This is a genomic window from Emticicia sp. C21, assembly GCF_003418935.1.
In the GTDB taxonomy this organism is placed as follows: Bacteria; Bacteroidota; Bacteroidia; order Cytophagales; family Spirosomataceae; genus Emticicia.
Genome location: NZ_QVMT01000012.1, coordinates 131693 through 156526 on the forward strand (window position 1 = coordinate 131693; position 24834 = coordinate 156526).

The window sequence follows — 24834 nt, forward strand, 5'->3', positions numbered from 1 at the left end:
TGATTCAGCAAAACTATTTAGTTTCAATTAATTTATTCTGCCCTAATTTTTCTTTTTTTAATACTATTTTGACATTAGAGAAAAGAAAGCTAGTAATTATTAATATCCCGTAGGGATGGTATATTGGTAAAAAGATATTTGTTATTGATTTGTAATCCCATAGGGACGATATATTAAAAACGATATATTATCCCTACGGGATTAATAAAATTAATATCATATGATTTTCTAAAATCTATTATAACCTAAATCATCACTTCGCACTCTGCTGCAACAACCATGTAGCCAAATCCTTAGCCGCACTGAAATTCTGATACACAATTGGAATACGTCTACCATCAGTATACTCATTATACAACCAGGGATCACCCACGGCAAATACAGTTCCCTTGCCTACTTTGGCTACAGCTATAATTACCTCTCCTTTATCACTTAATATAGCCTTTGCCGTGCCGCTTAATGCCAGCGGGGCTAATTCTTTGATATAAACAGCCTGGGTATTTTTGAAAACAGGATTATTAGCCGGAATATCCAGGCGGCCCTGTTCCCATTGCGTACCTTGAACCATATTAATGTTTTTAGGCAGGAACTGTATACCAAATTCTTTGGCCAAAAGATTGAAGTTTTTATGTTCACAATTAGCAGTGTCATTCGCCATCATGACTAATACACCCCCATTTCGTACCCAATTGCTGATAGTTCTAATATCATCTGGCTTAATAAAATTAGGCTTGGCTGTTTCTTTTTTGGTATCAGGGTCAACAATGATATAGACATTTATATCTTTTAGATTTTCGGCGGTGGGGGCAGCTTTAATAGTATTTGTTCGTGCACCTAATTCATTAAAGATAGTACCCCATAACCAGAAACCCGAGTGCATGTGATCGTCCCAGGTATAATGGAAATTCTCCTGATTTCCATTCAGATCTTTTCTGAACTCATTGTTGAAATGCCCATCTACTGCTACAACCTTACCTTTGCCTAATGAATTCTCATTAGCAATTTCCATTTCTACACTAGCAAAAATAAATGGCCCTACGCCCTTCAAATCATTTTTACGAATAGGTTCGCTCAGATAATACTCATAAGAACCATCACGGTAAGGGTTGCCTCCCAGACCACCTACGCTAACCGTTTTATTAAGGCTGATAGTACCATCTTTTTCTTTCTCGACAAATTCTTTCAAGATTCCCGCATAACCTTTTTTTGCTGCCGTCAGATATTTTGCATCTAAATAACCCTGTCTTACACCTTTAGCCAGGGCATATACAAACATACATGAACCCGAAGCCTCAAAGTAGTTGCCTTTACGAGTGCCTTGCGTAGTCATCTGATACCACACCCCGGTTTTTGCGTCCTGATATTTTACCAAAGCAGGGGCTAAGCGTTTCAGATATTTAATAAGATTCACTTTTTCAGGATTATTTTCGGGAAAATAATCTAAAACATCAACCAAAGCCATCGCATACCAACCAATCGCGCGACTCCAGAAATGAGGTGAAAGACCCGTTTTCTTGTCAGCCCATTTTTGCTCTTTGCTTTCATCGTAGCCGTGATACACCAGGCCGGTCTGTTCGTCTACTGCATACTTTTCAATCAAAGCAAATTGCCCGGCAATATCATCGAAATGCTCCGGCTTATTGAAGAGCTTGCTGTATTCGGCTGCAAAAGGCTCGCACATAAACAGGCCATCTAGCCACATTTGATATGGATAGCGTTGCTTATGCCAATAACCGCCCTCTTTGGTTTTAGGCTGATTTTCAATTTGTTTCCATAACAAATTAGCTGCTTTGATGTACTTATCTTTATCAGGTTGAGTTTGTTGGGCAAGCATCAATAATGCTCTGCCGGTAGGTACATTATCCAGATTAAAATCATTGTAAGGATAAGTTCGGATGCTGCCATCTTTCTGCACATATCGGTCTAAATCTTTACGGATATACTCAAAATATTTACCGTCTCCGGTGCGGTACCATACTTTTTCGAGTGCCTTTAACATCAGTCCTTGCTCATAATCCCACGCAGCAGGTCTATTGGGTTTAACAGCAATAGAGTCTTTATGCCATGTCATAAATGATTCGGCCATTTGTACCGAATAGGGTTTTTGTGCAAAGCTTGTCAAGCTGGCAAAAGAAAGTATAGCAAGAATTTTTTTCGTATTCATAATCAAGATAATAAACTATAAATAATTGAACATTCGTAGCAAATCTATAATATCACATTTAAGCTTTGCCCTGCTTTCAGATTAACTTTTTTTGATTTTTTACCATTAATAAGCAAGGTTTCTCCACCTTTTTTAGAGAAAACCGTCAAGGTCTTGATATTTTTATTCGCCCAGGTCATGGAGACCTCAAAGCCTCCCCTGGCACATATGCCTTTTACTGAACCATTCGCCCAATCATCAGGCAAAGCTGGGAGTAATCGAATCTGACTATCGTCTGACTGTACCAGCATTTCAGCCACTGCAGCGGCACCTCCAAAATTCCCGTCAATCTGGAAAGGGGGGTGGGCATCAAATAGATTAGGATAAGTACCACCGCCACGGGCATAGTTGGTTTTTACGCCATCAGGTTCTACATAATGTAATAGCTCACGATACATTTTATAGGCATGATTGCCATCCCATAACCTTGCCCAGAGGTTTATCCGCCAGCCCTTTGACCAACCGGTTGTTTCATCGCCTTTAATTTCTAAAGTTTTGCGACAGGCATCGGCTAGTAATGGTGTTTTTTCAGGTGTAATATGATTGCCCGGAAACAAACCAAACAAGTGTGATTGATGGCGATGTTTCGGGTCTTCATCTTCCCAATCATAATACCACTCCTGCAAATTCCCTTTTTTACCGATCTGATAAGGATATAATTTGGCCAATGCCTGTTCTAATTTCCCTCTGAACTCAGCATCAATATTCAGTATTCTAGAAGCCTTGATAGTCTGCTCAAAGCATTCTCTGATCATAGCAAGGTCGGCGGTACCACCATAAAGCGTAGCGCCTTTGTATCCTGCAGAATTGACGTATTTATTCTCAGGAGAGGTAGAAGGGGAAGTTATTAAATGCCCATTCTTATCTTCAATCATAAACTCCAGACAAAACTGTGCTGCGCCACGCATAAGATCATAAGCCTCATTTTTCAGGAAGTTAATGTCTTTCGTGAAGATATAATGCTCCCACAAATGTGTGCTTAACCACGTGCCACCCATCGTCCAGTTAGCCCAAACCGGGTCGCCTTTGCCAAAATCTCCTACCGGATTACTCATCGCCCATATATCAGAGTTGTGCGCTACTGTCCAGCCATTCACACCATAGAAAGTCTTTGCCGTAATCTTTCCGGTTTCGGAGGCATTTCTGATAAAACCTAATAGCGGAGTATGCATTTCAGATAGGTTAGTATTTTCTGCCAGCCAATAATTTTCCTCAGCATTGATATTGGTAGTATAGTTACTACTCCACGGCGGACGCATATAAGGATTCCAGATACCTTGCAAATTGGCAGGTACACCTTTAGTACGTGAACTACTAATTAAAAGATAACGGCCATATTGAAAATATAAGACTTCTAATACTTTATCTTCTTTCCCCTCGGCATAACGCCTTAAACGTTCATCTGTTGGTAAATTGGGGGCTTGCGTAGCTCCCAGATTTAAACTTACCCGATTGAAGAATGACTGATAGTCTTTGATATGCGCGTTTTTTAACTGCGTATAGGTTTTGGCGAAAGCTTGATTCAGATTTGCAGCAGCTATTGTCTGATTATTAAGACCCTCGGTAGCGGGGTTTTTATCAAAACCATTGAAACTCGTAGCTATGGCTACAAAAAGAAGTACATCGGTGCCGTTTTTGATACCTACTGTGCTATCTGTGTGCACAATTTCACCACCGCCATTGTTTTTGATTTTGGCTAAAGTTGTAAAACGGATTCCTTTCGTTTCGTCAAATACTACTGCATCAGGGATATTCACATAATTCGGGGCAGCTTTTACAGGTGCATAACCGTTTACTGTTAGCAGATTATCATTACCAGATACCCTGTTTTTGAGTAGGCTATTAAACTTTATATCAAAATTGAGTGCGCCAGGTTTACTGCTGCTCAACTTAATCACCATAACCTGGTCAGGGTGAGAAACAAAGTATTCTCTGGTGTACTTTACCCCATCAATCTCGTAAGTAGTCTTGGAAACTGCCTCGCCAATATTTAGCTCACGGTAATAATTTTGTGCGTTGTCCCGATTCGCAAAATTGATGTATAAAGTACCCAACGGCGCAAAAGACTCAGAATATTTGCCCTGTATATTGCGGTAAAGTTTATCTGCTAATTGATAATCTTCATTCTTCAAAGCCTCTCTGATAGCAGGGATATTTTTATAAGCCTCCGGGTTCATATTCGCATTCACGGGCTCACCCGACCACAAAGTGGCATCGTTTAGGTAAATCTTGTCAGATTGCACTCCACCAAAAACGGTAGCTCCTAATTTGCCATTTCCCAACACCAGCGTTTCTTCAAAATACTGCGCAGGTTTCTTATACCATAGCGTTTTATCAGGTTGTGCGTAGCTTAAACTTGTAACTGTAAAAAGTAGTAGTAGTAGTTTATATTTTTTCATGCCCGGGTTTATTACCTTTAGATTAGTTTAGAGTTTAGGTACTTCAGATAAATTAATACCCAATAGCTTTTTGCTGATGGCATCTAAAGCATTTTCGGTTCCCTCAAAATGGAAAGTCCTCTGCATATGGGTCAAACTTTCATTACGCTTTAAGGCTATCGCAGGTGACGAAGTCTCTAATTCATAGAATTGTCCCATTTGTGAGCCAGAATCATTCTTGCCATCATTATAAGCATTAATGGCATCGCCCTTATACGGATTTTTCTGTATCTCCCACATTGAGTTTACGTAGTCTGTTTCTCCGTTATAATCAAACTGAAGAATCGTCAGAATTTTATTTTCAGCATCGTAGCTACCCGCAACAGGTTTCAAAGCTTGCGGTGGAATACCGATTTTACCTCTCGATTGCGCATCAGCTTTGAAAAACAATATATCATCTTTCTTTATTAATCGTTCAGCCGCTATTTTGCCAAAATAACTATCGTTAATCTGGTCGGCTTTACCTGATTGATACGGAATAATAATGGTATTTTGTGGAGAAGCCTTCATCATACCCAAAAGCCAGACAGATAGTACCCCTTTCGATTTATCCCAATCTTCGGTTCCGGTATTTTTTACTACATTTTTGGTTTGATAACCAACCCAGTCCAAATCTTTCAAGGAAACTCCCAATAGTTTTTCGGCATCAGCCTGATTCAGCAAACTAATTTCACGATTCAGGTTTACTTTGAATTTAGTGCCTGAATAGTTTTCCAGTTCCATATCTTTAGAGAAAACGGCTTTGTTTGCTTGTTTCTCTACCAAATCATAAGAAACTGTATCTATCTCAGCAGGGGTTTGCCAGTTAGCAAAGTCGAATGTTGTTCCTTTTTTAAAGTAGACTGAATACTGCCCACCCTCAGGGCCAAACCAGAAGCGCTCTTCTCCGCCAAAGGCATTCATATGTGGCGTGTATTTTCCCGAAGCTATCACCTCATGATTAATCCAGCCGTAGCTAAAACCATTCATGCCTTTGGCTGAACTGGTCATGACACGTGCCTGATAATCGCCCACAATGGCTACTTTCATGCTATCTTGCTCCAATAATATTACTTCTTTATACTTTTTCAGAAAATCATAATCGTAACCAAAAGTCTCCTCCGATTTCATAGTTGTTTGGGTCTTTTTGTCGGTATTACAAGCCCAGACTGATAATACCAATAGGGTTGAAAGTAGTTTTTTCATCCAGGTTTAATTTAACAGTTTCATTACTGCTTCGTCTCCTACCAGAGCGTTGGCTGGCAATGGATGTTTCTCATCAAATACTTTTAAATCAGCTGCGGTTAAAACTGTATTGACACTTTCGTCTACTTTGCCGTTTACCTTCACTTTATTGATGTCTAATTTCAGGTGCTTAGCTAAAAAATCATAGGCTGCCAGACGTTTCGAAATGCCATAATCATGTTTTTCATTAGGTAGGTGTACGTTTTCTAAATTGTTTTCTGCGCCATAAAAAGAGTAAATTCTTTTGACGAAAGGATATTCCAACTCAGGTGTATTTTTTGTCCAGTCTCCACCGTCAGAAATCATAATCATGGGGCGAGGAGCGGCCAGAGCAGCTATTTCAACATTAGTAGTGGTATGCGTCGGGCGTTTGTGAACAGGCATGCCGCTCTCGCAAACACAACCGCCGAAGAAAAAGCCCGATACCATCACTACGGGCACTGATACCTTTATTCTCTGGTCGATGGCAGCCAATAAAAAGGTTTGCGTACCACCACCTGATTCTCCGGTCATACCAATTCTTTCTTTATCTATATTAGGCAGGGCTAGTAGAAAATCTAAAGCGGCAACACCATTGGCCAATTGCACTTTTACGGCTTTCGGGATTTTATGGTCACATTGCTTCGAATCTCCCATGCCAATCATATCATAAGCAAATACTACGGCTCCCATACGTGCCAGGGTAGCACAACGTTGCTGAGTATATTCTTTGAAGCGCGGGTCTTGGCCGTGACCATGCGGACAAAGAATCCCGGCCATTTTTCCCGTATGATTCAAAGGTCGGTAAAGATTGCCCGTTACATAAATACCATCCAGACTCTGAAATGAAACATTCTCAACACTATAGCCATTGAGTTCTTTTTTACTGTGAATAGTAATATTTGATGGTTTCTTTAGTTTCAATTTGCTTAGCTCTGAGCCTTCCAGAATACCCTGGCGGATAAGTGCGGCGTGTTTTTCCCAGCTTTTTTTATCTGTATATTGTTTAGCTAAATCTTCATGTACTTTTACAGCCTGTTCTTCGGTGTAGAATTTCCCCTGCATCAAATCAGGCTTTTCAGGGTTGTACTGGCTGAACGCGCCGAAACCAACCAAAGAAAGACAAATGGTGAAAAATGAGATTTTCATAGGAGTGAGGTTTATTTATGGTTGAATAAAATCTTCCCGCATTGGATTAAAAACATCAATCAGCACACCATCTTCCATACAAACAGCTCCGTGCAAAACATCAGATGGTACAAAATATACATCGCCCTCTTTCAGGGTTTTAGTTTCATTATTAATCGTGATTTCAAAAACACCGCTGGCAATATAGCTGATTTGCAGATGTGGGTGCTTGTGGATAGTACCGATACCTCCTTTTTCAAAAGCGACTTTTACCAGCATAATTTCCTTTGAATAGGACATGATTTTTCGCCTGATTTTGTCGTTGACTACTTCCCAGGGAAGCTCGTTATCTTCAACTAATGTTTTTTCAAAGACGGTATGTACGAAAGAGTTCAAGGTTTGTGCTTAATAGATGGTGAGTGAATCGACTATAGTATACTTTTACGGCAAGGTAAAAGTACCTATTATTTCTAAAGAAAATATTTAACCCCAATTGATATTTTTATGCAAACGTTATCGGGAACGTTGCCAAAATTGCACTTAGGTTTAATTGAATTGTAAATATCTAAGAAATCTGCCAAAAAGCATACGGAAAGTCTTTCATTCTCTAATAAAAAAATCCTGATAGTTGAGGGGCTATCAGGATTTTCTGGAAACTATTTTGTTTTACTACATTAACTAACTCTTAATTTGTAGTAAGCGTAGCTGACTTTTGAGCCGACACCAGACCATTTTCTGCCACAATTTCAGCAAAGAAAACGCGTGCCGTTTTCGCTGTTGTCTGTGCGGTAATGGGTACAGCCAATACATAGTTTCTCAACGTAGCATCATACTTTTGTGTACCAGCCGGAATGGTAGCAACCAACGTTTGTGTCCCCGAAGCCGTAGGCGCCCAATATACCCTGAATTCTTTGACAGGTACTTCTGAGGTAAATTCGATATTAAAATTGGTATTAGTGCCCGGAGCTGCTGTCAAACCTGTCACTACTGAAGTATTGGCAGTAATCGTACGGGTTGTACCTATCCAAACCACCGAAATCTGTGCTACTTTGCCTTTGCTTGTGCTTATTTCACTCAATAAATCGGGTTCTTTGTAGCAGCCTGTCATGAAGACTGCTGAAAGCGCCAATAAAGTGAATAATACTATTCTTATATTTTTCATATCTCTTGAAAATTAAAATTATTAAAGTTGTCAAAACCTGCTTTACTGAACTGGCAGGCAATCTTATTTAGTAAATACCCACATCTTTACTCCCGGTTGTTTCAGATTAGTTTCTGCATTCTGGGCATTTCTTGTTAATTCAGAAGATGGATATTTCATGCGTTGAATACGTTGTCCGTTCAAATCAGGATTAACATTCAAAGGCATCGGGAAATCCAGATAGTTGTATTTTCTTACATCTGTCCAGATATCTCCAATCAAAAACATAGCTTTGTATTTCTCACGGATGATGTTCAACAATGTAAGATTTGCAGCACCTACATTCACTACATCAGCCGTTAAGTATGTATTCATATTCTCAGCACTTACCCCAAGTTTCTGCATGTTAGCTCTGGCAATTTCCAGATACGCATTGTAGGCTTCTGTTGTTGTTCCTGTAGAAGTAATAGAGCCACCGTTAGCCAAAAATCTTGCTTCAGCCTCTATAGCTTTTACTTCGGCATAGGTCATCATCACAATCGGTGAGTTGACGTTTGAATGCCAGGCTCTTGTAGTGAAATCTACTGTTGAACCTGCTCCTGAACCAGGAACAACACCCGAATAGGTAGTTTGTCCGTTTTTCAAACTTACCACAATTGGTAGCCGAGGGTCAACAATGCCTTGTACTTTGCCGTTCATTAAATCAACAAAAGTGCTGCCATAAGTGATTGATAAGTTACCGGTGCTATTCGCCAATGCCACACGGCTATACCACGGGCTCAGGTTTTTTGAATTGTACTGTAACTGAAAATCATCAGCATTACTTGTCATGGCATTCTGCAAAGCAGTAAGTGCCGTCTGTGACGCAGTCTGTGGATTCAAAACGGATTGGTGCATGGCATAACGGGCTTTCAATGAATAAGCCAGACGAGACCATTTTCCTAAATCACCGCCATAAATCATATCATCAGTACCCGGTTTTGTACCCGAATTTTTAGCTAATTCAGCGATACCTTCATCCAGTAATTTCTGGATAGATGTATAAACCGTTTGCTGGCTATCATAAGCAGGAGAGAAGTTCTTCTGGTCGGCTTGCGAAAAAGGGATGTTTTCCCAGTTAGCTGTGGCTAAACCCAGATTATAAGCTAGTAAAGTTTTGGCTATACCTACATAAGCAGGATTGTTGTCGGCTGTTCCTTTCTGAACAATCAGATTCAACTGCGGAACCACATACAGGTATAAATTTGACCAACCTAAGGCATTTTCAGACTCATAATAGGCGTCAGTGCCGTTTGTACCTAAATTACTACCTAATTGTTGGGCATACTGGCCGGCATAATAGGCTTGCTGATAACTGGCCTCGCTGGTATAAAATTGAGCCGTTGATAAAAGCTCCTGTACTGTGGCATCAGATTTTAGAGTTGGGTCAACATTTACGTCGAGAAAATTCTGACATCCTGATAGGATGGTCATGAACCCGGCCACTAAGAGTGTATATAAATAATGTACTTTTTTCATTGCAATAAAATGTTTAAACGAGTGGATTAGAAATTAGCTGATACACCAAACATAAAACTTCTGGTAGCAGGGTTGTTTCTTCCCACAAAACCAATCAGGTTGGTTCCTGAACCAAAGGACAAAGCTTCCGGGTCATACCCACGGAATGGTGTATTCAGGAATAAGTTCGTTCCGGTAAAGCTGAATCTTACGCCGTTTTTGAAAACGGATTTACCAATCAGACTTTGCGGAAGTGAATAATTCAAGCTAACCGTACGAAGACGAATCCATGAAGCATCCTGAATATTTAATTTCGACCAGCTATTAAAACGCGTTGAAGTAGATGGATTGTATAAGGCATCATCTAAAAATACTTCTCTGGTATTAGGGGCATAAGTTACCGAACCGTCTGCACCTTTTTGTTCTACCACACCATTGAAAACCACTCTTTCGTAGCGTCTCTCGGTCAATTTAATAGAACCACTTCGTAGGGCATTTCTTTCACCTAAGTCGATAGCATCGCCACCATGTCTCCATTCCAATAAAGCAGATAAACTCAAGCCTTTATAGTTGAAAGTGTTAGTTAAACCACCTAACCAATCTGGTAGAGCATTGCCATATTGGGTCAGGGTTGTGCTTGTAATAGGGAAACCCGTATTGGCATCAATAATCAATTGTCCATCAGGAGATCTTCTATAATCATAGCCCCACAAATCACCAATTTTGCTACCCTCACGGATTCTTAAACTACCGACTACGTTATCATAATAAGCAATTTCTTTCAATTCGGCAGGCATTTCAATAACCTTACCCGACATCTTCGACCAGTTTAAGGATGCATCCCAGGTGAAATCTTTGCTCTGGATAATTTTGGCTGTAGCCAATAATTCTACCCCCTGATTACGAATTAGACCAATATTGGTATAGTAAAAAGAATAACCTGATACGTTAGAAACCGGAGCTCTTACAATCTGGTCTTTGCTATCCATTGTAAAATAAGTCGCATCTAGCATGAAGCGGTTTTTGAAGAAACGTAGCTCTGTTCCTAATTCAATCGAAGTCGTGCGCTCCGGTTTCAGATTCGGATCAGCAGTAGTTGACCTACGGAAATAGCCCGGCACATTATTAGCAAACGGGAAGTTATCAGTAATATCAAAATAACTACCCGATACATAAGGGTCTGTTCCTTTACCCACCTGTGCCCACGAAGCACGCAACTTACCATAAGACAAAGTATTATTGCTGGCAAAATGCTCAGTAAAGACATAACCCGCACTAAATGATGGATAGAAAAACGAATTATTAGCCTGTGGTAAGGTAGATACAATATCGTTTCGTCCGGTGGCATTCAGATACAAAATGTCTTTATAACTTAGCTTAGCATCGGCAAAGAAACTGGCTATGCGATAATGTGCTGGTGAATAGAAACGCTTTTGCTGGTTTCTATAAGAACTCAAATCGTTTGTAAAAGGAGCCTTAAAACCCTCACCACGAATATAATAACTATCAGGACGTTCGCTGTTTACTAATGAATTACCCACCATTAACGAACCACTCCAGCTATCACTGAAATCTTTCTTAGCCGTTACATACAAGTTTGAGTTAAGCTCTCGATAATTCAGAAATTCGTTTACTAAGAAGCCTTTTACCTGGATACCTACGTCGAAAGTACTATCAACCTGACGGCTTCGGGTTTCATTATAAGTATCGTAAGTTACCTGATATTTGGCGGATAGCCAGTCTGTAATATTATAGTTTAAGGTAACATCAGCTATATAACGGTTTACTTTATCGATACGTGGGCTTTTTTCAACCAGATAACGAGGGTTATCGGTAAAGCCAGGAAGAATGTTCTTCTGAGTACCATCCGGGTTCAGATAATCGTTTACGTCATACGTATTAGGCCAGTAAGCCAAGGCACTAAAGATAGATTTATCTCCGGCCGGTGGGCGCTTACCACCTGAATTAATATAATTGAACGAAGCAGAAACCGAAAAGTTTTTAGTAATATTATATAACCCGGCCACTTTAGCAGACGTCCGTCCGAAATCGGTATTTGGTATAATACCTGCCTGATAGCTACGGCCTAACGACACATAGATATTACCTTTGTCGCCGCCTTTGGTCAAGGTAATATTGTTGTTATTGGTTAACCCTGTTCTATAAAATCCACGGAAGTTATCATAGATTTTATCAGTGGTATTCTGAGGGTCTAAAACCGGGCCAAAAGACTGATAAGGCGTTCTGCCAGGTCCTAAGGGAATAAACTCACCTAATCTGCCTTGCAGGAAAGTAGTTTGAATAGAGGGTGATTTTCCCAAAACATCGGCACTGATAGAAGATGAAACGGAGATACCGAGCTTACCCGATTTACCTCTTTTGGTAGTGATGATGATAGCCCCGTTCGATGCACGCAACCCATACAATGCAGTAGCTGATGGCCCTTTTAACACCGAAATACTTTCAATATCGTCCGGGTTAATATCGGCTGCCCGGTTGGTATTGGCAAACTGTTCACCCGCCCCGGGTGAGTTACTACCCGCACTTGGCAATGGATTTCCCACGCTGGTTGAGTTGGAGATAATAATTCCATCGATTACAAAAAGCGGTTGGTTGTCAGCATTACCACTCAAAGAAGTAACCCCCCTTAAAATGATATTGATACCCGACCCCGGCGCACCACCAGAACCCGTTACAACTGCCCCGGCAATCTTACCTTGCAGTGCACCTACCACATTCTGATTTCCGGAATTCCTGATTTCGTCTGCTTTGATAGATTGAATCGAATAGCCAATCGCACGTTTTTCCTGCGTTTGTCCTAACGCAGTAACCACCACTTCACCTAAGGCTGAAGCAGAAGAAACCATTACCACATTAATCGTAGGTTGGTCTTGTACCAATACGGTCTGGGTTTCCATACCCACAAAACTGAAAATCAATTCAGTTCCTTTTACTGCTGAGATGCTATACTCGCCATTAGCATCTGTAACAGTTCCTGCGTTTTTTCCCTTAGCTGTAACATTGACACCCGGAATTGCCGTGCCATCATCTGAAGATGTAACTTTCCCTCTGATTGTATTCTGTGCGGATACGCGTAAAGAAAGCAAAAGGCATAGCAAAAAATACAGTTTGTGTAGCTTTTTTTTCATGAAAATGTAAATATATTTGGTTTTAGTATAGTAAATGTAAGAATTCTATCTGTAACATTTACATATTTTACAACGAGATATAGGTAGGTAAAAGCTTGTTTACTTTTTAGATTTAGTTATGAAACGGCAGTTTGTATAGATAAATTTGAGATAAAGAGAGATAAAAGCGAAAGATAGTGAGAGCCTTTTCTTAGTTGATTTATATCCGAATTTAAAACTATTTGCTTTGCACTAAAATTATGTTTGAGCCAAATTTTAAAGAGGTATCTCGAGTAGTATAATTAAAAGTTTATTAAAAAGAACCTGAAATAGCCCAAATAATAAATATATTTTCATTTCAGAAAAAATAGGCATACTTATTGCAACCTTTCGGGTTAGAGTATACACCATCAAGATTTAACAAGATAAATAATTCTGTTTAGATTTTATTCAAATTTTGCTGCATCAGAATAGACTTCTTAGCCTGATAATATTCTGATGAAAATCTATGGCACGATAATTTTGGTATTCTCAATATATTTCTAAACTGCTATCAATCAATTAAAAATTTGCAAGATTTATGTTCGTCAGCCTAAATGCTGTTCTTCATGATTGAGTGATGGATATAAAGCATATTTGTGGATTGTTGAGTCGCATTTTTTCGTGATTGTAAAACGATATATGGAAGAAATAGAACTTCTTAAAAAACAGATTGAACAAGAACGTGAGGCACGTGTAAAAGCCGAAACCCTTCTGCAGGAACAGAGTATGCAGTTGAGTCAGGTGAAAGAACAATTGCGTAAATCGAATGCCAATTTAGAACGTAAGATAGAAGAAGGAGACGCTGCTCTGCAACAAAGTGAAAATCGCCACCAACAACTCATAGAATCTTTAAATGATATTATCTACAAAATCACACCCGAGGGCTATTTTACTTTTGTGAATCCGGTTGTTGAAAAAGTATTGGGGTTTAAAGCCAAAGAAATAATCGGGAAACATTTCACCGAATTAGTTTTACCTGAATATAGAGAACCGCTTGTGAATTTTTATTTGAACATGATGAAGGAGAAGCAGGGAAGTACTTATATAGAATTTCCTGTCTTGGCCAAGGATAACAGAACTGTCTGGATTGGCCAGAGCGTGCATCTTCTTAAACAAGACAATAGAATTGTCGAACTTTCTGCTGTTGCTCGTGACATAACCGAAAAGAAAAACACCGAAGACATACTTCGTACCACCCAGGGCCGATTAGCGGCTTTGATTACAAATCTGCAAAAGGCAGTGCTGGTTGAAGATGAGAACAGAAAAGTGATTTTAGTCAACCAGTTATTCTGCGACTTTTTCGGCATTACCTCTTCTCCCGAAGCCTTAATAGGCACCAATTATTTAGAATCATTAGAGCAGGTTAGTCATTCTTTCAGCGATGCCGAAGGCTTTGTGCGCAGAATGGCTCAATTATTGGACAAACAGGAAATAGTAGTGGAAGAAAAATTAACTACTATTGATGGAAGAATATTAGAACGAGATTATATCCCGATTTTTTTAGAAGGAGACTATCGTGGTAATCTCTGGAAATACACGGATATTACTCAAAGACACTTATCAGCCGAAAGTATTCGTAAGAGTGAAGAAAAATACCGTAAAATTATGGATAATATGGAGTTAGGACTCCTGGAAGTAGACAACGACCAGCGAATTATACGCGCTTATGACCGTTTTTGCCAGATGATTGGCTACTCTGAAGAAGAACTGGTAGGTAAAATTGCTCCAGAATTATTTATATCGAAAGACTATGAAGCTGTTCTGGAGGCAGAGCAAGAAAAGCGTGCCCATGGTAAAGGGAGCTCATACGAAATGAAGTTGGTAAGAAAAGACGGAAGTCCGCTTTGGGCAATCATTAGTGGCACACCTATTATTGATGAATATGGCGCTACAATAGGCTCGATAGGTATTCATTATGATATTACAGCCCGAAAGCAATTAGAACAAGAACTCGAAAAGGCCAAACAGGTAGCCGAAGAAGCTAGTCAGGCTGAAAAGCAGTTTCTGGCAAATATGAGCCACGAGATTCGCACGCCGCTCAATGCCATTATCGGAATGACCCATTTGCTATTTGATACACGCCCAAGTCAGCAACAAAAAGAATACCTTGATATACTAAAAACCACTGCCGATTTTCTTTACGGACTCATTGCTAATTTATTAGACATGGCCAAAATAGAAGATGGTAAAATAGAAGTAAAGAAAAGGCCTTTTGATCTGGTCGGTTTGTTACGTACTACCCAGCAAGTATTTAAAATCAAAATAGGTAATCGCCCGATTACTTTAGACCTGATGCTTGACGGACAAATTTCCGGTAACTATATGGGGGATGATTTGCTATTAAATCAGATTTTACTGAATATCGTAGGCAATGCCGAAAAATTCACGCAGGAGGGGGCGATTGATATAGCGGTTAAGGTTAAAAAGGAAGAAGGAGATAATGCCTTAATTGAGTTTAAGGTAACCGATACCGGCATTGGTATTCCGGAAGAAAAATTAGATTTGATATTCCAGAAATTCGAGCAGGTAACCATTCACGGGAATAAACACAAAGGAACCGGTTTAGGACTGACAATTACGAAGCAACTGGTTGAATTGCAAGGTGGAACAATTTCAGTAAAAAGTCGTGAGGGTCAGGGTTCTACTTTTACTTTTACCTTGCCATTACAGAAAGTACCCGATGGTATTAATACATTAAAGAAAGCTCCGTCGGCTGAGGGTTTAAACGTAACTCAGGTGTTAGTGGCTGAAGACAATGCTATGAACCAGAAGTATATCAGCAATTTATTGAATAAATGGAATATCCCTTTTGTAATAGCACCAGATGGGAAAAAGGCTGTAGAACTGGCACAAGAACAAGTTTTTGACATTATACTGATGGATATTCAAATGCCGAATATGGATGGTTACGAAGCAACTATTCATATCCGGAACACTGAAAATCCAAACCAGAAGACCCCTATTGTAGCGCTGACAGCCTCAGCAATGATTGATCAGAAGAACAGGGCAATGGCTGTGGGTATGAACGATTTCATATCAAAACCTTTTACGCCTAATCATCTTCTGGGTACGATTCAGGAGTATCTGAATGCTAAAAAAGCACCGGCGAAAGAGGTAGTTTCAAGTACAGGTGGAAAAATAGAATTGAACCGTGCTTGTCTGAACGAAATGTACGGCGACGATAAAGAATATGCCGCAGATATGTTCCATACCTTTCTGGATGAGGTTGTACCGGATTTTGGTACTTTGCAAAGTTTAATTAATGGAACCGACTGGGAGAATCTGGCAAAAGCTGTACATAAGTTGAAACCTACATTAGCAATGGTAGGATTGACAGAGTTAGAAAAAAGAATGCTTGATTTTGAAGAAAATATCAAACAAGCACCCGAAAAAGACGCTTTATTGAAAACCTGGAAAAATATTTTTGAGGATATTAATCAAAGCCTTCCACTAATACAAAATGAATTAGCCAAATTGCGAACATGAAATTAAGATGTATCATTGTTGAAGATGAAGTAATGGCCCGAAAATCATTACAGCGACTCTGCGAGCAACATGAATCGCTTGACTTAGTTTCTGTTTTTGAGAATGCCGAAGATGCTTTGGTTTTCTTATCGACAGAAAAAGTGGACGTTATATGGCTTGATGTAGAGATGCCAGGGCTTTCTGGTTTTGACTTATTAGAAAATCTGACTACAATACCGCAAGTAGTGATGACCACTACTAAGACAGAGTACGCGTTTGATGCCTATCAGTATCAGGTTACCGACTACCTGAAAAAACCTATTATGCTGCCACGATTCAAAATGGCTGTTGATAAAATATTAGAGCTTAACGCCCGCAAAACCACGGTTTCAACACAACGGCAAGAGATTTATGTAAAATCAGAGGGCAGGTATATTCGTTTGCCTTATTCAGATATTCTATACATCGAAAACATCGGTGATTATGTAAAAATCTTTACTCATGACAACTCCTATATTATTCATACTACCATGAAATACCTGGAAGAAAAATTAGGAGGTCAGTTTCTACGCGTACATCGCTCATTTATTGTTCATCTTGATAAAATCGTTGATATAGAAGAAAATAACCTGGTTATAGCCAAGAAAGTAATCCCAATCAGCCGGGCCAATAAACCCGAATTAATGAACCGCTTGAATATGCTTTAATTAGTATTGACAACGTAAATAGCTGTAAAACCCGCTCGAGACTACCTAAATATTTTTTCATGAAAAGAATATAATGGTACTTTTTTTGCTTTATTCTTACCTAAAAAATTATAATCGTATGTTTGAGTTTAACGCTCATCTTGATGCTGATTACATCAACGAAATTTATGGTGGCGATCTGACTATCGTGCAAATCATGTTTAGTTCTTTTCTGGAAGAGAGTATTCCGGTGTGGAATGAAATGTATGATAAAATCATTAGCAAAAATTACGCTGAAGTAGGCCGCTTGGCGCATCAGATTAAACCATCTTTTTCGATGGTAGGGCTTACTTTTTTACACCCTAAGATTCAGGCCTTTGAAACTTTTGCTAAGTCAGGCCCTGCGCATGGAGAGTTGCTGACTCAATACCAACAGATCGCCGTGGATGTCAATCATGCAAAACTGGTAATTGAGGAAGAATTGAAGCGAATGGAAGACTACGTTTAATGAATCCGCGAGTTGTAGGCATATATTCTATTGATAACTTCTGCTTTCCTACTATTTATATTATAATGAATGAAAACTACCATTGAAATTCTATTCTGGATTTGCATAGGCTTAGTGATTTACACCTATGTAGGCTATGGTATCTTAGCCTGGATATTCGTTAAAATCAGAACAGCACTGGGCATCTCATTTCCTACGCCAAACGACCCCGATTTTCAACCCAGAGTTACCTTAGCAATACCTGCTTATAACGAAATGAGTTGTATTGAAGCGAAAGTAAAAAATTCTTTTGGCCTGGATTACCCGGCAGATAAGATAGATGTTTTGTTTGTAACCGAAGGCTCCAACGACGGTACAACTGAATACATTCAGTCTCTGATGTCTACTTATCCAAACCTGAAAATCATTGGTGGTAATGAGCGCAAAGGGAAGATAGAAGCCATGAACATGGCCGTTAAGACTATCCAGACACCAATAGTTATTTTTACGGATGCAAACACTACCTTGAATAAATCAGTTATTAAAAATATTGTTCGCCATTTTAAAGATGAAAAGGTAGGAGCAGTAGCAGGCGAGAAACGTATTCAGGTAGATGATAGTGAGGCAGCCGCAGGAGCAGGTGAGGGTTTATACTGGAAATATGAGTCTTTCCTGAAAAAACTGGATACAAAGCTGTATTCAGTAGTAGGGGCAGCAGGCGAATTATTTGCCGTAAGAACAAATTTGCATGGTACGGTTGAAAAAGATACTTTGCTGGATGATTTCATGATTTCATTAAGAGTAGCAGCCGATGGTTACCGGGTAATCTATGAGCCGGAAGCTTATGCTATCGAACGACCATCGTTTTCTATTCAGGATGAAATGAAACGTAAAATCCGTATTGCAGCAGGGGGATTCCAGTCAATTGCTCGTCTCGGATTTTTATGGAACATTTTTAAGTATGGATGGTTATCTTTTCAATATGTATCGCATAGAGCTATGAGATGGGCAGTAGCACCTTTTTGCCTGCCGCTTATTTTTGCATTAAATCTGGCTTTAGTATTGATAGAGGGAATGAACGAGCCTGTTACTTTATATAAAGTCTTGTTTGTAGCACAGGTGTTATTTTATTTACTAGCCATTATTGGCTATTGGCTCGAAAATCAGAAGATCAGAATAAAGCTGCTTTTTGTGCCGTTTTACTTTTCATTCATGAACTATTGTGCTATCAGAGGTTACAATCGTTATCGCAATGGTATTACCTCAGGGATATGGGAAAAAGCCAAACGTGCGCAATAAAAGCGTTTGATATAATAAATTTCAGAAAAAACAGTTACTAATGCGTTGGTAGCTGTTTTTATTAGAAAAGTGTTAAAATGTATAATAAATCTTTGATTTTAAATCAATTGCTGTAAATTAGTCAAGATTTTCCTCCTTTTTATTGAATTCCTGCTGCCCCTTTAGACTCCGCTATTGAGTTGCTCAAAAGAATATGATAGAAAATTTTTAATTTTTGATAAGTATTTCTTACAAAAATAAGAATAGGTATGATATTTGAAGAACTACCTGGTAAGCCCCCGGGCTTAGCTAATATTGTTAGACGACAAACTATCGTTAGGAATAAAATGACGTGCTTTAAGAGATTTTTTACAGCAATAATTGCTGTATATATGCTTATTTATACACAAACAGAGGTACATGCCCAGGTCACTTCTGTTGATGCTACCTTAGCAAAAGCCTTTGCTACCGATGAACTACTACCTTTTTTGATTGATGCAGCCTTAAAAAATTCAGGAGAAGTAAAAAAGTTCGATAAAAGTATTCAATTAGCGCAAGCCAATCTGAAAATAAATAAGAACTCTATTTATAGTGCACTGGGCTTACAGGCAAGCTATGCTTATGGTACCAATTATGCAGCAGTAGCAGATGCTACAGCATCTACTAATTTTAACAGGCTTACTACCACCCAGACCGGTTTTTATAATTTAGGGGTAGGAATATCATTACCAATAACCACTGTCATTAACCGGAAACACCTGGTAAGATCAGCACAAATGCAGATGGAAGTCTTTGGTCATGAAAGAGAAACGGCCACAATGGTGGTAAAACAAGAGGTAATCAGGATGTATCAGGAGTTAAAATTATCTCAGAAATTATTAGGAATCAGCACAAACAATAAGCAATCAGCACAATTGAATTATGATTTGGCAGAAAAAGAGTTTTTACAAGGGCAGTTGACTGTTGAACAGCTTTCAAGAGTACTTGAAATGAACAACAAGGCAAAGGTAGAGTATGAACAAACCGTAAACTTGTTTCAGACTAATCTTTTGCAATTAGAGACATTTACAGGGACAACTTTAGCATCATTATTAAAGAGAGTAAGATGAGTTTTTTGCATTTTCTTAATCTGGTTTTTAAAAATCTTAAATGGTTGATAGCAGTACCTATACTATTGGCTGTGACGATATTTTATTTTACCCGAAAGGAGAAAAAAGTATATGCTTCAGAATCAACCATTTATACGGGTATTGCGTCAGGATACAGCCTGAGTGGAGAAATAAAGGCCGACTTCTTTTCTACCAGCAATGCCTTTGATAACCTATTGACGCTTATCCAGTCAAGAGATACCAAACAAGAGGTAGCCATATCCTTATTAGCAGAACATTTATCCCTTAAAAAACACGATCCGGAAGTGATGACCTGGAATGCTTACGACGAATTAAGTAAGCAGATTCCGGATAGTGTAAGAAAAATCATAGTAAAGCCTACTTTGGCTGAAACTCGCGCTGCGATAGTTAAATTGATGCAGAGTAGTGATGATAATCTCATTTATGAGCTTCTGAATTCTAAAGAACCATTCTATTCTTTAGACGCTTTAAACAAAATTGAGTCTAGCCGGATTAACTCCAGTGATTTAGTAAAACTATCTTACGAAACCAACGACCCCTTTATCTGTAAAAGGACATTGGAGTTGTTGGAGAGTATTTTCATGGAAAAATACAAATCAATTAAAGGCGGGCAAACTACCTCAGTAGTAGATTATTTTGAGACACAGACCAGAAAAGCCTTTATCAAGCTTGATTCGGTAGAAAAACTCTTTCTGGAGTTCCACAAGAATAACGACATCATCAACTACTACGAGCAAACCAAGGCTGTAGCAGGAGAAAGAGAAGATTTATATGCCATGAATCATGCCCTGGAAATGGACGAGTTGGCATCAAGCAAATCATTGGATAAAGTAAATGAAAGTATCAAAAATCGTGCATATCAGTCTATCTATGGCAGTGAAATAATTGACCAGCGCCAGAAACTTTCAGACGTTTATAATAAAATTGCTAATAGTGAAATTGTCAATAAAGATGGCTCAAATAAGAGAGAATTAGATAGCTTGAGGAGTCTTGCAACTACTTACGAAGGTAATATTAGAAAATCGCTCAATAGCCTGAATCAGGAAACAAATACTCCGAATGGAATTCCGACAAAGAACGTAATGGACGAATGGCTAAGAACTACCCTTGCTTTCGAGCAAAGTAAGGCAAAACTGGCCGTTATGGACAAACGTAAGAAAGAATTTACAGAAGAATACCGGAAGTTTGCCCCTTTAGGTGCCATTCTCAAAAAGATTGAGAGACAAATCAATGTGTCTGAACAAGAGTATCTCCAACTGCTTCATGACCTCAATCAGGCAAAACTTTCTCAGCAAAATACGGAGCTTACTTCTAAACTGGATATTGTTGACCCACCGTTTTTGCCATTAAAACCTAATCCGTCGAAACGTATTATTTTAGTGATAGTAGGTTTTATGGTAGGTTTTGTTTTGGTTCTGGCAGTCGTTATAGGCAGAGCATTTATTAATAAAACGCTATTAGAACCAGCAAGGGCCAAAAAAATGGTCAATTTACCTCTATTAGGTATTTATCCATTATTGAATGATAATCCTGATTTTTTGAGACAAGCTGATTTAAGACTACTGCAACATGTACTTGCTAAGATTGATGGTCGTCAGGATACAATCTATTTAGGATTTATCAGTACGCAAAAAGGAGAGGGCAAGAGTACCATTATAGATATCTTGGAAAGACAATTGTTAGATCTGAATTATCATGTCGAAAAACAATTGTTGCTATCTAATACCGAGTATCGTCAATTGGGTATCAGTATGCCTCTTAGCTTGGCTGCGCATCAGTTAGAATGGGCAAGCGAGCAGGAGATTATCAAGCAACACGAAGATGTTGAATTAATGAAAATGCCGGGAGGAGAGTTGGTCAGAAGAAAAGAAAAAGACTTTGTATTAGTAGAGTTTCCGGCATTAGAGAAAATGGTCATAAAGCCGGGGGTTTTTCCACCACTCAATCATTCTATTCTGGTCTGTAGAGCCAATCGTATCTGGGATAAAAAAGATAAAGAAATGGTATCTATTTTCACCCAGACAACCGGAAGCCAGCCGATGTTTATTCTGAATGGTGTAGAAACAGATTTTGCAGAAGAATATATCGGTGAAGTGCCAAAGAAGCGCAATGCACTCAGATCATTTATTAAGAAAATAGTAAAATTTGAATTTGGTAACAGAAAAACTGTCTATAGAGGATAAGTAGTCTCGCGAATGGAAAGCAATATCTTTTATACTACTAACCGGAACATTATAAAGAATATTTGGGTGATACCCATTGTTCTTTTTACGGTTGCTTGTGGTTGGCTGATAGCCAAAAAAGGTATTGCTATAGGTGTAATTTTCCTGGTATTACCATTCATAGTAGGCTTTGTAACATTAGTGTTTCTGAAACCCCGCATTGGCATGTTTACTTACATTGTCTATGTTTTTCTGATGCCCACTATAGGTAAACATGTGCCGGGATTGCAGGCTGGTTTAGGTACGGATGCTTTGCTCTTTCTAACGCTATTTGCGGTCTTATTCTTTAGGGGTGATAAGTTCAAATTCAGGTATATTAATAACGATTTGTTCTGGACAGCAGTCGTATGGTTTGTGATTACTATACTGCAATTGGGCAACCCCGAGAGGCCCAGTATTCTGGGTTGGGTGTACGAAATGCGGTCGGCAACGCTATACTGGATATTAACTATCCCACTGGCTATCTTGCTCTTTTATAAAAAGTCAGATATTAATACATTCCTGACTATTATCATTGTGCTCTCTTTTATTGGAGCCATTTATGGGGTGAAGCAACAGAAATTTGGGGTTGATGCTGCTGAAAACAGATGGTTGGAAGAAGGTCCTAAGAAAACACACGTTTTATTCGGGAAACTTCGTGTTTTTTCCTATTATTCAGATGCCGGACAGTTTGGAGCGTCTCAGGCGCAGATTGCCATTATGTGTATCATTCTGGCAGTTGGTCCTTATACGAAGAAAAAGAAAGTAATCTATGCGATTTCAGGATTGGTGATTATGTATGGGATGCTTATTTCTGGTACACGGGGTGCTTTATTTGGCCTGGTAGGAGGGGGCTTCACCTTTCTGATACTGAGTAAGCAGATAAAAATTCTGCTCTTAGGAGCTATAGTGGGCGGAGGAGCTTTAGGAGTTCTGAAATATACCACCATAGGGAATCAGAATGCTGAAGTGAGGCGATTGCGTACATCATTAGACCCTAAAGATGCTTCTTTACAGGTGCGCTTTATTAACCAGAAAATACTAGCTGATTACATACGTAATAAGCCTTTTGGCGCGGGAGTAGGCACTATGGGTACATGGGGTACCATCTATAATAAGAATAAATACATTTCCACCATACCGCCAGACAGCCTTTATGTGAAAATATGGGGTATGTATGGCATTGTTGGGTTTCTTATCTGGTTCGGAATAATGATGTATATTATGGGTAAAAGTGCCGGAATCATCTGGAAAACCCGTGATCCAATTCTTAAAAACCAACTGGTTTCTTTATGCTCGGGAGCCGCCGGAATCATGCTTTGTAGCTATGGTAACGAGGTGCTAAATGCCATGCCGTCAGAAGCCATCGTCTATACCAGTTTCGCGTTGATATGGTTGAGCCCGAGATGGGATACGCCTGAGCCCAAAATAGTAGAAGTTACAGAGAGCGAGGAATCGGTCTATGCCTGATAATCAATCCTAAGATTGGCTTAGCCAATCAGATATAAATAACCTGTAATCACTTTTGTGTAAAACCTGATAATACTATGAATGTACTCTACCTCTTATTAAACATTGTTCTCTACATTATTCTCGTCTACTTGTTTATACAGGTGGCTTATCTGCTTTTTTATTCTATTGCAGGTAAATTAGCTTCAAAAGAAAAATTTGCAGAAGCTAAGACACTCAGAAAAATCAGAATTTTTATTCCGGGTTATAAAGAAGATGCTGTAATTATCTCCACGGCTAAAGACGCCATTCAGCAGGATTATCCAAAAGATAAGTATGAGGTAGTTATTATCGCTGACTCTTTCAGCGAGGCTACACTAACCACGCTAAAGTCCCTTCCGATTAAAGTCATAGAAGTAAGTTTTGAGAAAAGTACTAAAGGAAAAGCTTTAGAGAAAGCTGTTGAAGCAACGGCCCATGCCCCTGTAGATATAGTCCTGATTCTTGATGCTGACAATCACATGTCTCCCGGTTTCTTGCATGCGGTTAATAATGCCTTTGAGAAAGGCTATCAGGTAGTGCAAGGCCATAGAACTGCCAAGGATTTTAAAACACCTTTTGCTTTATTAGATGCCTGCACCGAAGAAATCAACAATCATATTTTTCGTAGAGGTCACGTGGCTGTAGGTTTACCATCAGCCTTGATTGGCAGCGGTATGGCTTTTCAATGGGATTTCTTCGTTTCCTTGCTCCATAATATCGGTGATACGTCAGGAGAAGATAAAGAAATGGAATACAGAATTATCAGACAAGGCAAAGACATTGCTTTTCTGGACGGGCGATATGTATATGACGAAAAGGTGGCCAAAACTGATGTTTTCAGCAAACAAAGAAGCCGCTGGATAGCCATGCAGATTGAGTTTTTCGAGAAATATTTTGTAGAGGGTTGGGTGCAATTGTTCAGAGGGAATGTAGCTTTTTTTGATAAAGTTTTTCAAACTTATTTACTACCAAGGGTTATGCTCGTAGCCGTTGTTTGCCTCTGGTTGGTGCTAACAATATTCTTTTTTAAAGAGTTTTTGTACATCACAATTGGAATGTTTTTTGCTCTGGTTTTAGCATTGTTGATGGGTATTCCGATAAAATGGTACAACAAAAAATTGCTTATGGCATTCCTGCAGATACCGAGTGCTTTGTTCTCTATGCTAAAAGCCATGTTGCATATTGGTAAAGCCCGCAAACAATTTATTCATACACCTCATGGTGAGTCTTAACATCTAAACAGGATTAACTATGCCTTGGGATATTATTGCAGTAGTTGGGATAATAGCTGTACTCTGGGGTTTTGTAAAAGGTTT

General features: G+C 39.1%; 16 protein-coding genes. 8 read left to right on the plus strand and 8 right to left on the minus strand.

Annotation, left to right across the window (positions count from 1 at the left end; translation table 11 throughout):
• Nucleotides 1-253 precede the first annotated feature (253 nt).
• From D0T08_RS22385 to D0T08_RS22420, 8 genes are all read right to left on the minus strand, one after another.
• Complete coding sequence (locus D0T08_RS22385; RefSeq protein ID WP_116984982.1) at nt 254-2164, minus strand: glycoside hydrolase family 88 protein; 1911 nt, start codon at nt 2162-2164, stop codon at nt 254-256.
• Between the two features lie 44 nt (nt 2165-2208).
• Nucleotides 2209-4602 carry a glycosyl hydrolase family 95 catalytic domain-containing protein gene (locus D0T08_RS22390; RefSeq protein ID WP_116984983.1) on the minus strand — a complete coding sequence of 798 codons (2394 nt, stop codon included), beginning with the start codon at nt 4600-4602 and terminating at the stop codon, nt 2209-2211.
• A 27-nt stretch (nt 4603-4629) separates the two neighbouring features.
• On the minus strand, nt 4630-5826 hold the full coding sequence (locus tag D0T08_RS22395; RefSeq protein ID WP_116984984.1) for a DUF6786 family protein: 1197 nt from the start codon (nt 5824-5826) through the stop codon (nt 4630-4632).
• Between the two features lie 6 nt (nt 5827-5832).
• Entirely contained in the window at nt 5833-6993 is a 1161-nt protein-coding gene (locus tag D0T08_RS22400) for an alpha/beta hydrolase (RefSeq protein WP_116984985.1), read from the minus strand.
• Between the two features lie 15 nt (nt 6994-7008).
• Complete coding sequence (locus D0T08_RS22405) at nt 7009-7368, minus strand: cupin domain-containing protein (RefSeq protein WP_229239028.1); 360 nt, start codon at nt 7366-7368, stop codon at nt 7009-7011.
• A 289-nt stretch (nt 7369-7657) separates the two neighbouring features.
• Complete coding sequence (locus D0T08_RS22410) at nt 7658-8134, minus strand: hypothetical protein (RefSeq protein ID WP_116984986.1); 477 nt, start codon at nt 8132-8134, stop codon at nt 7658-7660.
• 63 nt (nt 8135-8197) lie between these two features.
• On the minus strand, nt 8198-9631 hold the full coding sequence (locus tag D0T08_RS22415) for a SusD/RagB family nutrient-binding outer membrane lipoprotein (RefSeq protein ID WP_116984987.1): 1434 nt from the start codon (nt 9629-9631) through the stop codon (nt 8198-8200).
• A 26-nt stretch (nt 9632-9657) separates the two neighbouring features.
• On the minus strand, nt 9658-12759 hold the full coding sequence (locus D0T08_RS22420; RefSeq protein ID WP_116984988.1) for a SusC/RagA family TonB-linked outer membrane protein: 3102 nt from the start codon (nt 12757-12759) through the stop codon (nt 9658-9660).
• 660 nt (nt 12760-13419) lie between these two features.
• Between D0T08_RS22420 and D0T08_RS22425 the strand changes: the two genes are divergently transcribed.
• From D0T08_RS22425 to D0T08_RS22460, 8 genes are all read left to right on the plus strand, one after another.
• Complete coding sequence (locus tag D0T08_RS22425; protein WP_116984989.1) at nt 13420-16266, plus strand: PAS domain S-box protein; 2847 nt, start codon at nt 13420-13422, stop codon at nt 16264-16266.
• A complete protein-coding gene (locus D0T08_RS22430; RefSeq protein WP_116984990.1) occupies nt 16263-16952 on the plus strand; it encodes a LytTR family DNA-binding domain-containing protein in 690 nt (229 codons plus the stop codon). Before D0T08_RS22425 ends, D0T08_RS22430 begins: the two co-directional genes overlap by 4 nt.
• 118 nt (nt 16953-17070) lie before the next feature.
• Nucleotides 17071-17439, plus strand: coding sequence for an Hpt domain-containing protein (locus tag D0T08_RS22435; RefSeq protein ID WP_158561332.1), 369 nt, complete (start codon nt 17071-17073; stop codon nt 17437-17439).
• Between the two features lie 69 nt (nt 17440-17508).
• Nucleotides 17509-18717: a glycosyltransferase family 2 protein gene (locus D0T08_RS22440; RefSeq protein ID WP_116984992.1), complete on the plus strand. Its 1209-nt coding sequence runs from the start codon at nt 17509-17511 to the stop codon at nt 18715-18717.
• Nucleotides 18718-19088: 371 nt separating this feature from the next.
• Complete coding sequence (locus D0T08_RS22445) at nt 19089-19805, plus strand: TolC family protein (protein WP_158561333.1); 717 nt, start codon at nt 19089-19091, stop codon at nt 19803-19805.
• Complete coding sequence (locus D0T08_RS22450) at nt 19802-22009, plus strand: hypothetical protein (protein WP_116984994.1); 2208 nt, start codon at nt 19802-19804, stop codon at nt 22007-22009. The genes D0T08_RS22445 and D0T08_RS22450 overlap by 4 nt, the downstream gene beginning before the upstream one ends.
• Before the next feature lie 12 nt (nt 22010-22021).
• Complete coding sequence (locus tag D0T08_RS22455; RefSeq protein ID WP_116984995.1) at nt 22022-23497, plus strand: O-antigen ligase; 1476 nt, start codon at nt 22022-22024, stop codon at nt 23495-23497.
• A gap of 77 nt (nt 23498-23574) precedes the next feature.
• On the plus strand, nt 23575-24750 hold the full coding sequence (locus D0T08_RS22460) for a glycosyltransferase family 2 protein (protein ID WP_116984996.1): 1176 nt from the start codon (nt 23575-23577) through the stop codon (nt 24748-24750).
• Nucleotides 24751-24834: the final 84 nt, after the last annotated feature.

Excerpts from the sequence above, each read along its gene's own strand:
- D0T08_RS22455 (WP_116984995.1), top strand. The coding sequence starts at position 22,022 with ATGGAAAGCAATATCTTTTATACTACTAACCGGAACATTATAAAGAAT.
- D0T08_RS22425 (WP_116984989.1), top strand. The coding sequence starts at position 13,420 with ATGGAAGAAATAGAACTTCTTAAAAAACAGATTGAACAAGAACGTGAG.
- D0T08_RS22430 (WP_116984990.1), top strand. The coding sequence starts at position 16,263 with ATGAAATTAAGATGTATCATTGTTGAAGATGAAGTAATGGCCCGAAAA.
- D0T08_RS22415 (WP_116984987.1), bottom strand. The coding sequence starts at position 9,631 with ATGAAAAAAGTACATTATTTATATACACTCTTAGTGGCCGGGTTCATG.
- D0T08_RS22385 (WP_116984982.1), bottom strand. The coding sequence starts at position 2,164 with ATGAATACGAAAAAAATTCTTGCTATACTTTCTTTTGCCAGCTTGACA.
- D0T08_RS22420 (WP_116984988.1), bottom strand. The coding sequence starts at position 12,759 with ATGAAAAAAAAGCTACACAAACTGTATTTTTTGCTATGCCTTTTGCTT.
- D0T08_RS22395 (WP_116984984.1), bottom strand. The coding sequence starts at position 5,826 with ATGAAAAAACTACTTTCAACCCTATTGGTATTATCAGTCTGGGCTTGT.
- D0T08_RS22460 (WP_116984996.1), top strand. The coding sequence starts at position 23,575 with ATGAATGTACTCTACCTCTTATTAAACATTGTTCTCTACATTATTCTC.
- D0T08_RS22400 (WP_116984985.1), bottom strand. The coding sequence starts at position 6,993 with ATGAAAATCTCATTTTTCACCATTTGTCTTTCTTTGGTTGGTTTCGGC.
- D0T08_RS22435 (WP_158561332.1), top strand. The coding sequence starts at position 17,071 with ATGTTTGAGTTTAACGCTCATCTTGATGCTGATTACATCAACGAAATT.
- D0T08_RS22440 (WP_116984992.1), top strand. The coding sequence starts at position 17,509 with ATGAAAACTACCATTGAAATTCTATTCTGGATTTGCATAGGCTTAGTG.
- D0T08_RS22410 (WP_116984986.1), bottom strand. The coding sequence starts at position 8,134 with ATGAAAAATATAAGAATAGTATTATTCACTTTATTGGCGCTTTCAGCA.
- D0T08_RS22450 (WP_116984994.1), top strand. The coding sequence starts at position 19,802 with ATGAGTTTTTTGCATTTTCTTAATCTGGTTTTTAAAAATCTTAAATGG.
- D0T08_RS22390 (WP_116984983.1), bottom strand. The coding sequence starts at position 4,602 with ATGAAAAAATATAAACTACTACTACTACTTTTTACAGTTACAAGTTTA.
- D0T08_RS22445 (WP_158561333.1), top strand. The coding sequence starts at position 19,089 with ATGCTTATTTATACACAAACAGAGGTACATGCCCAGGTCACTTCTGTT.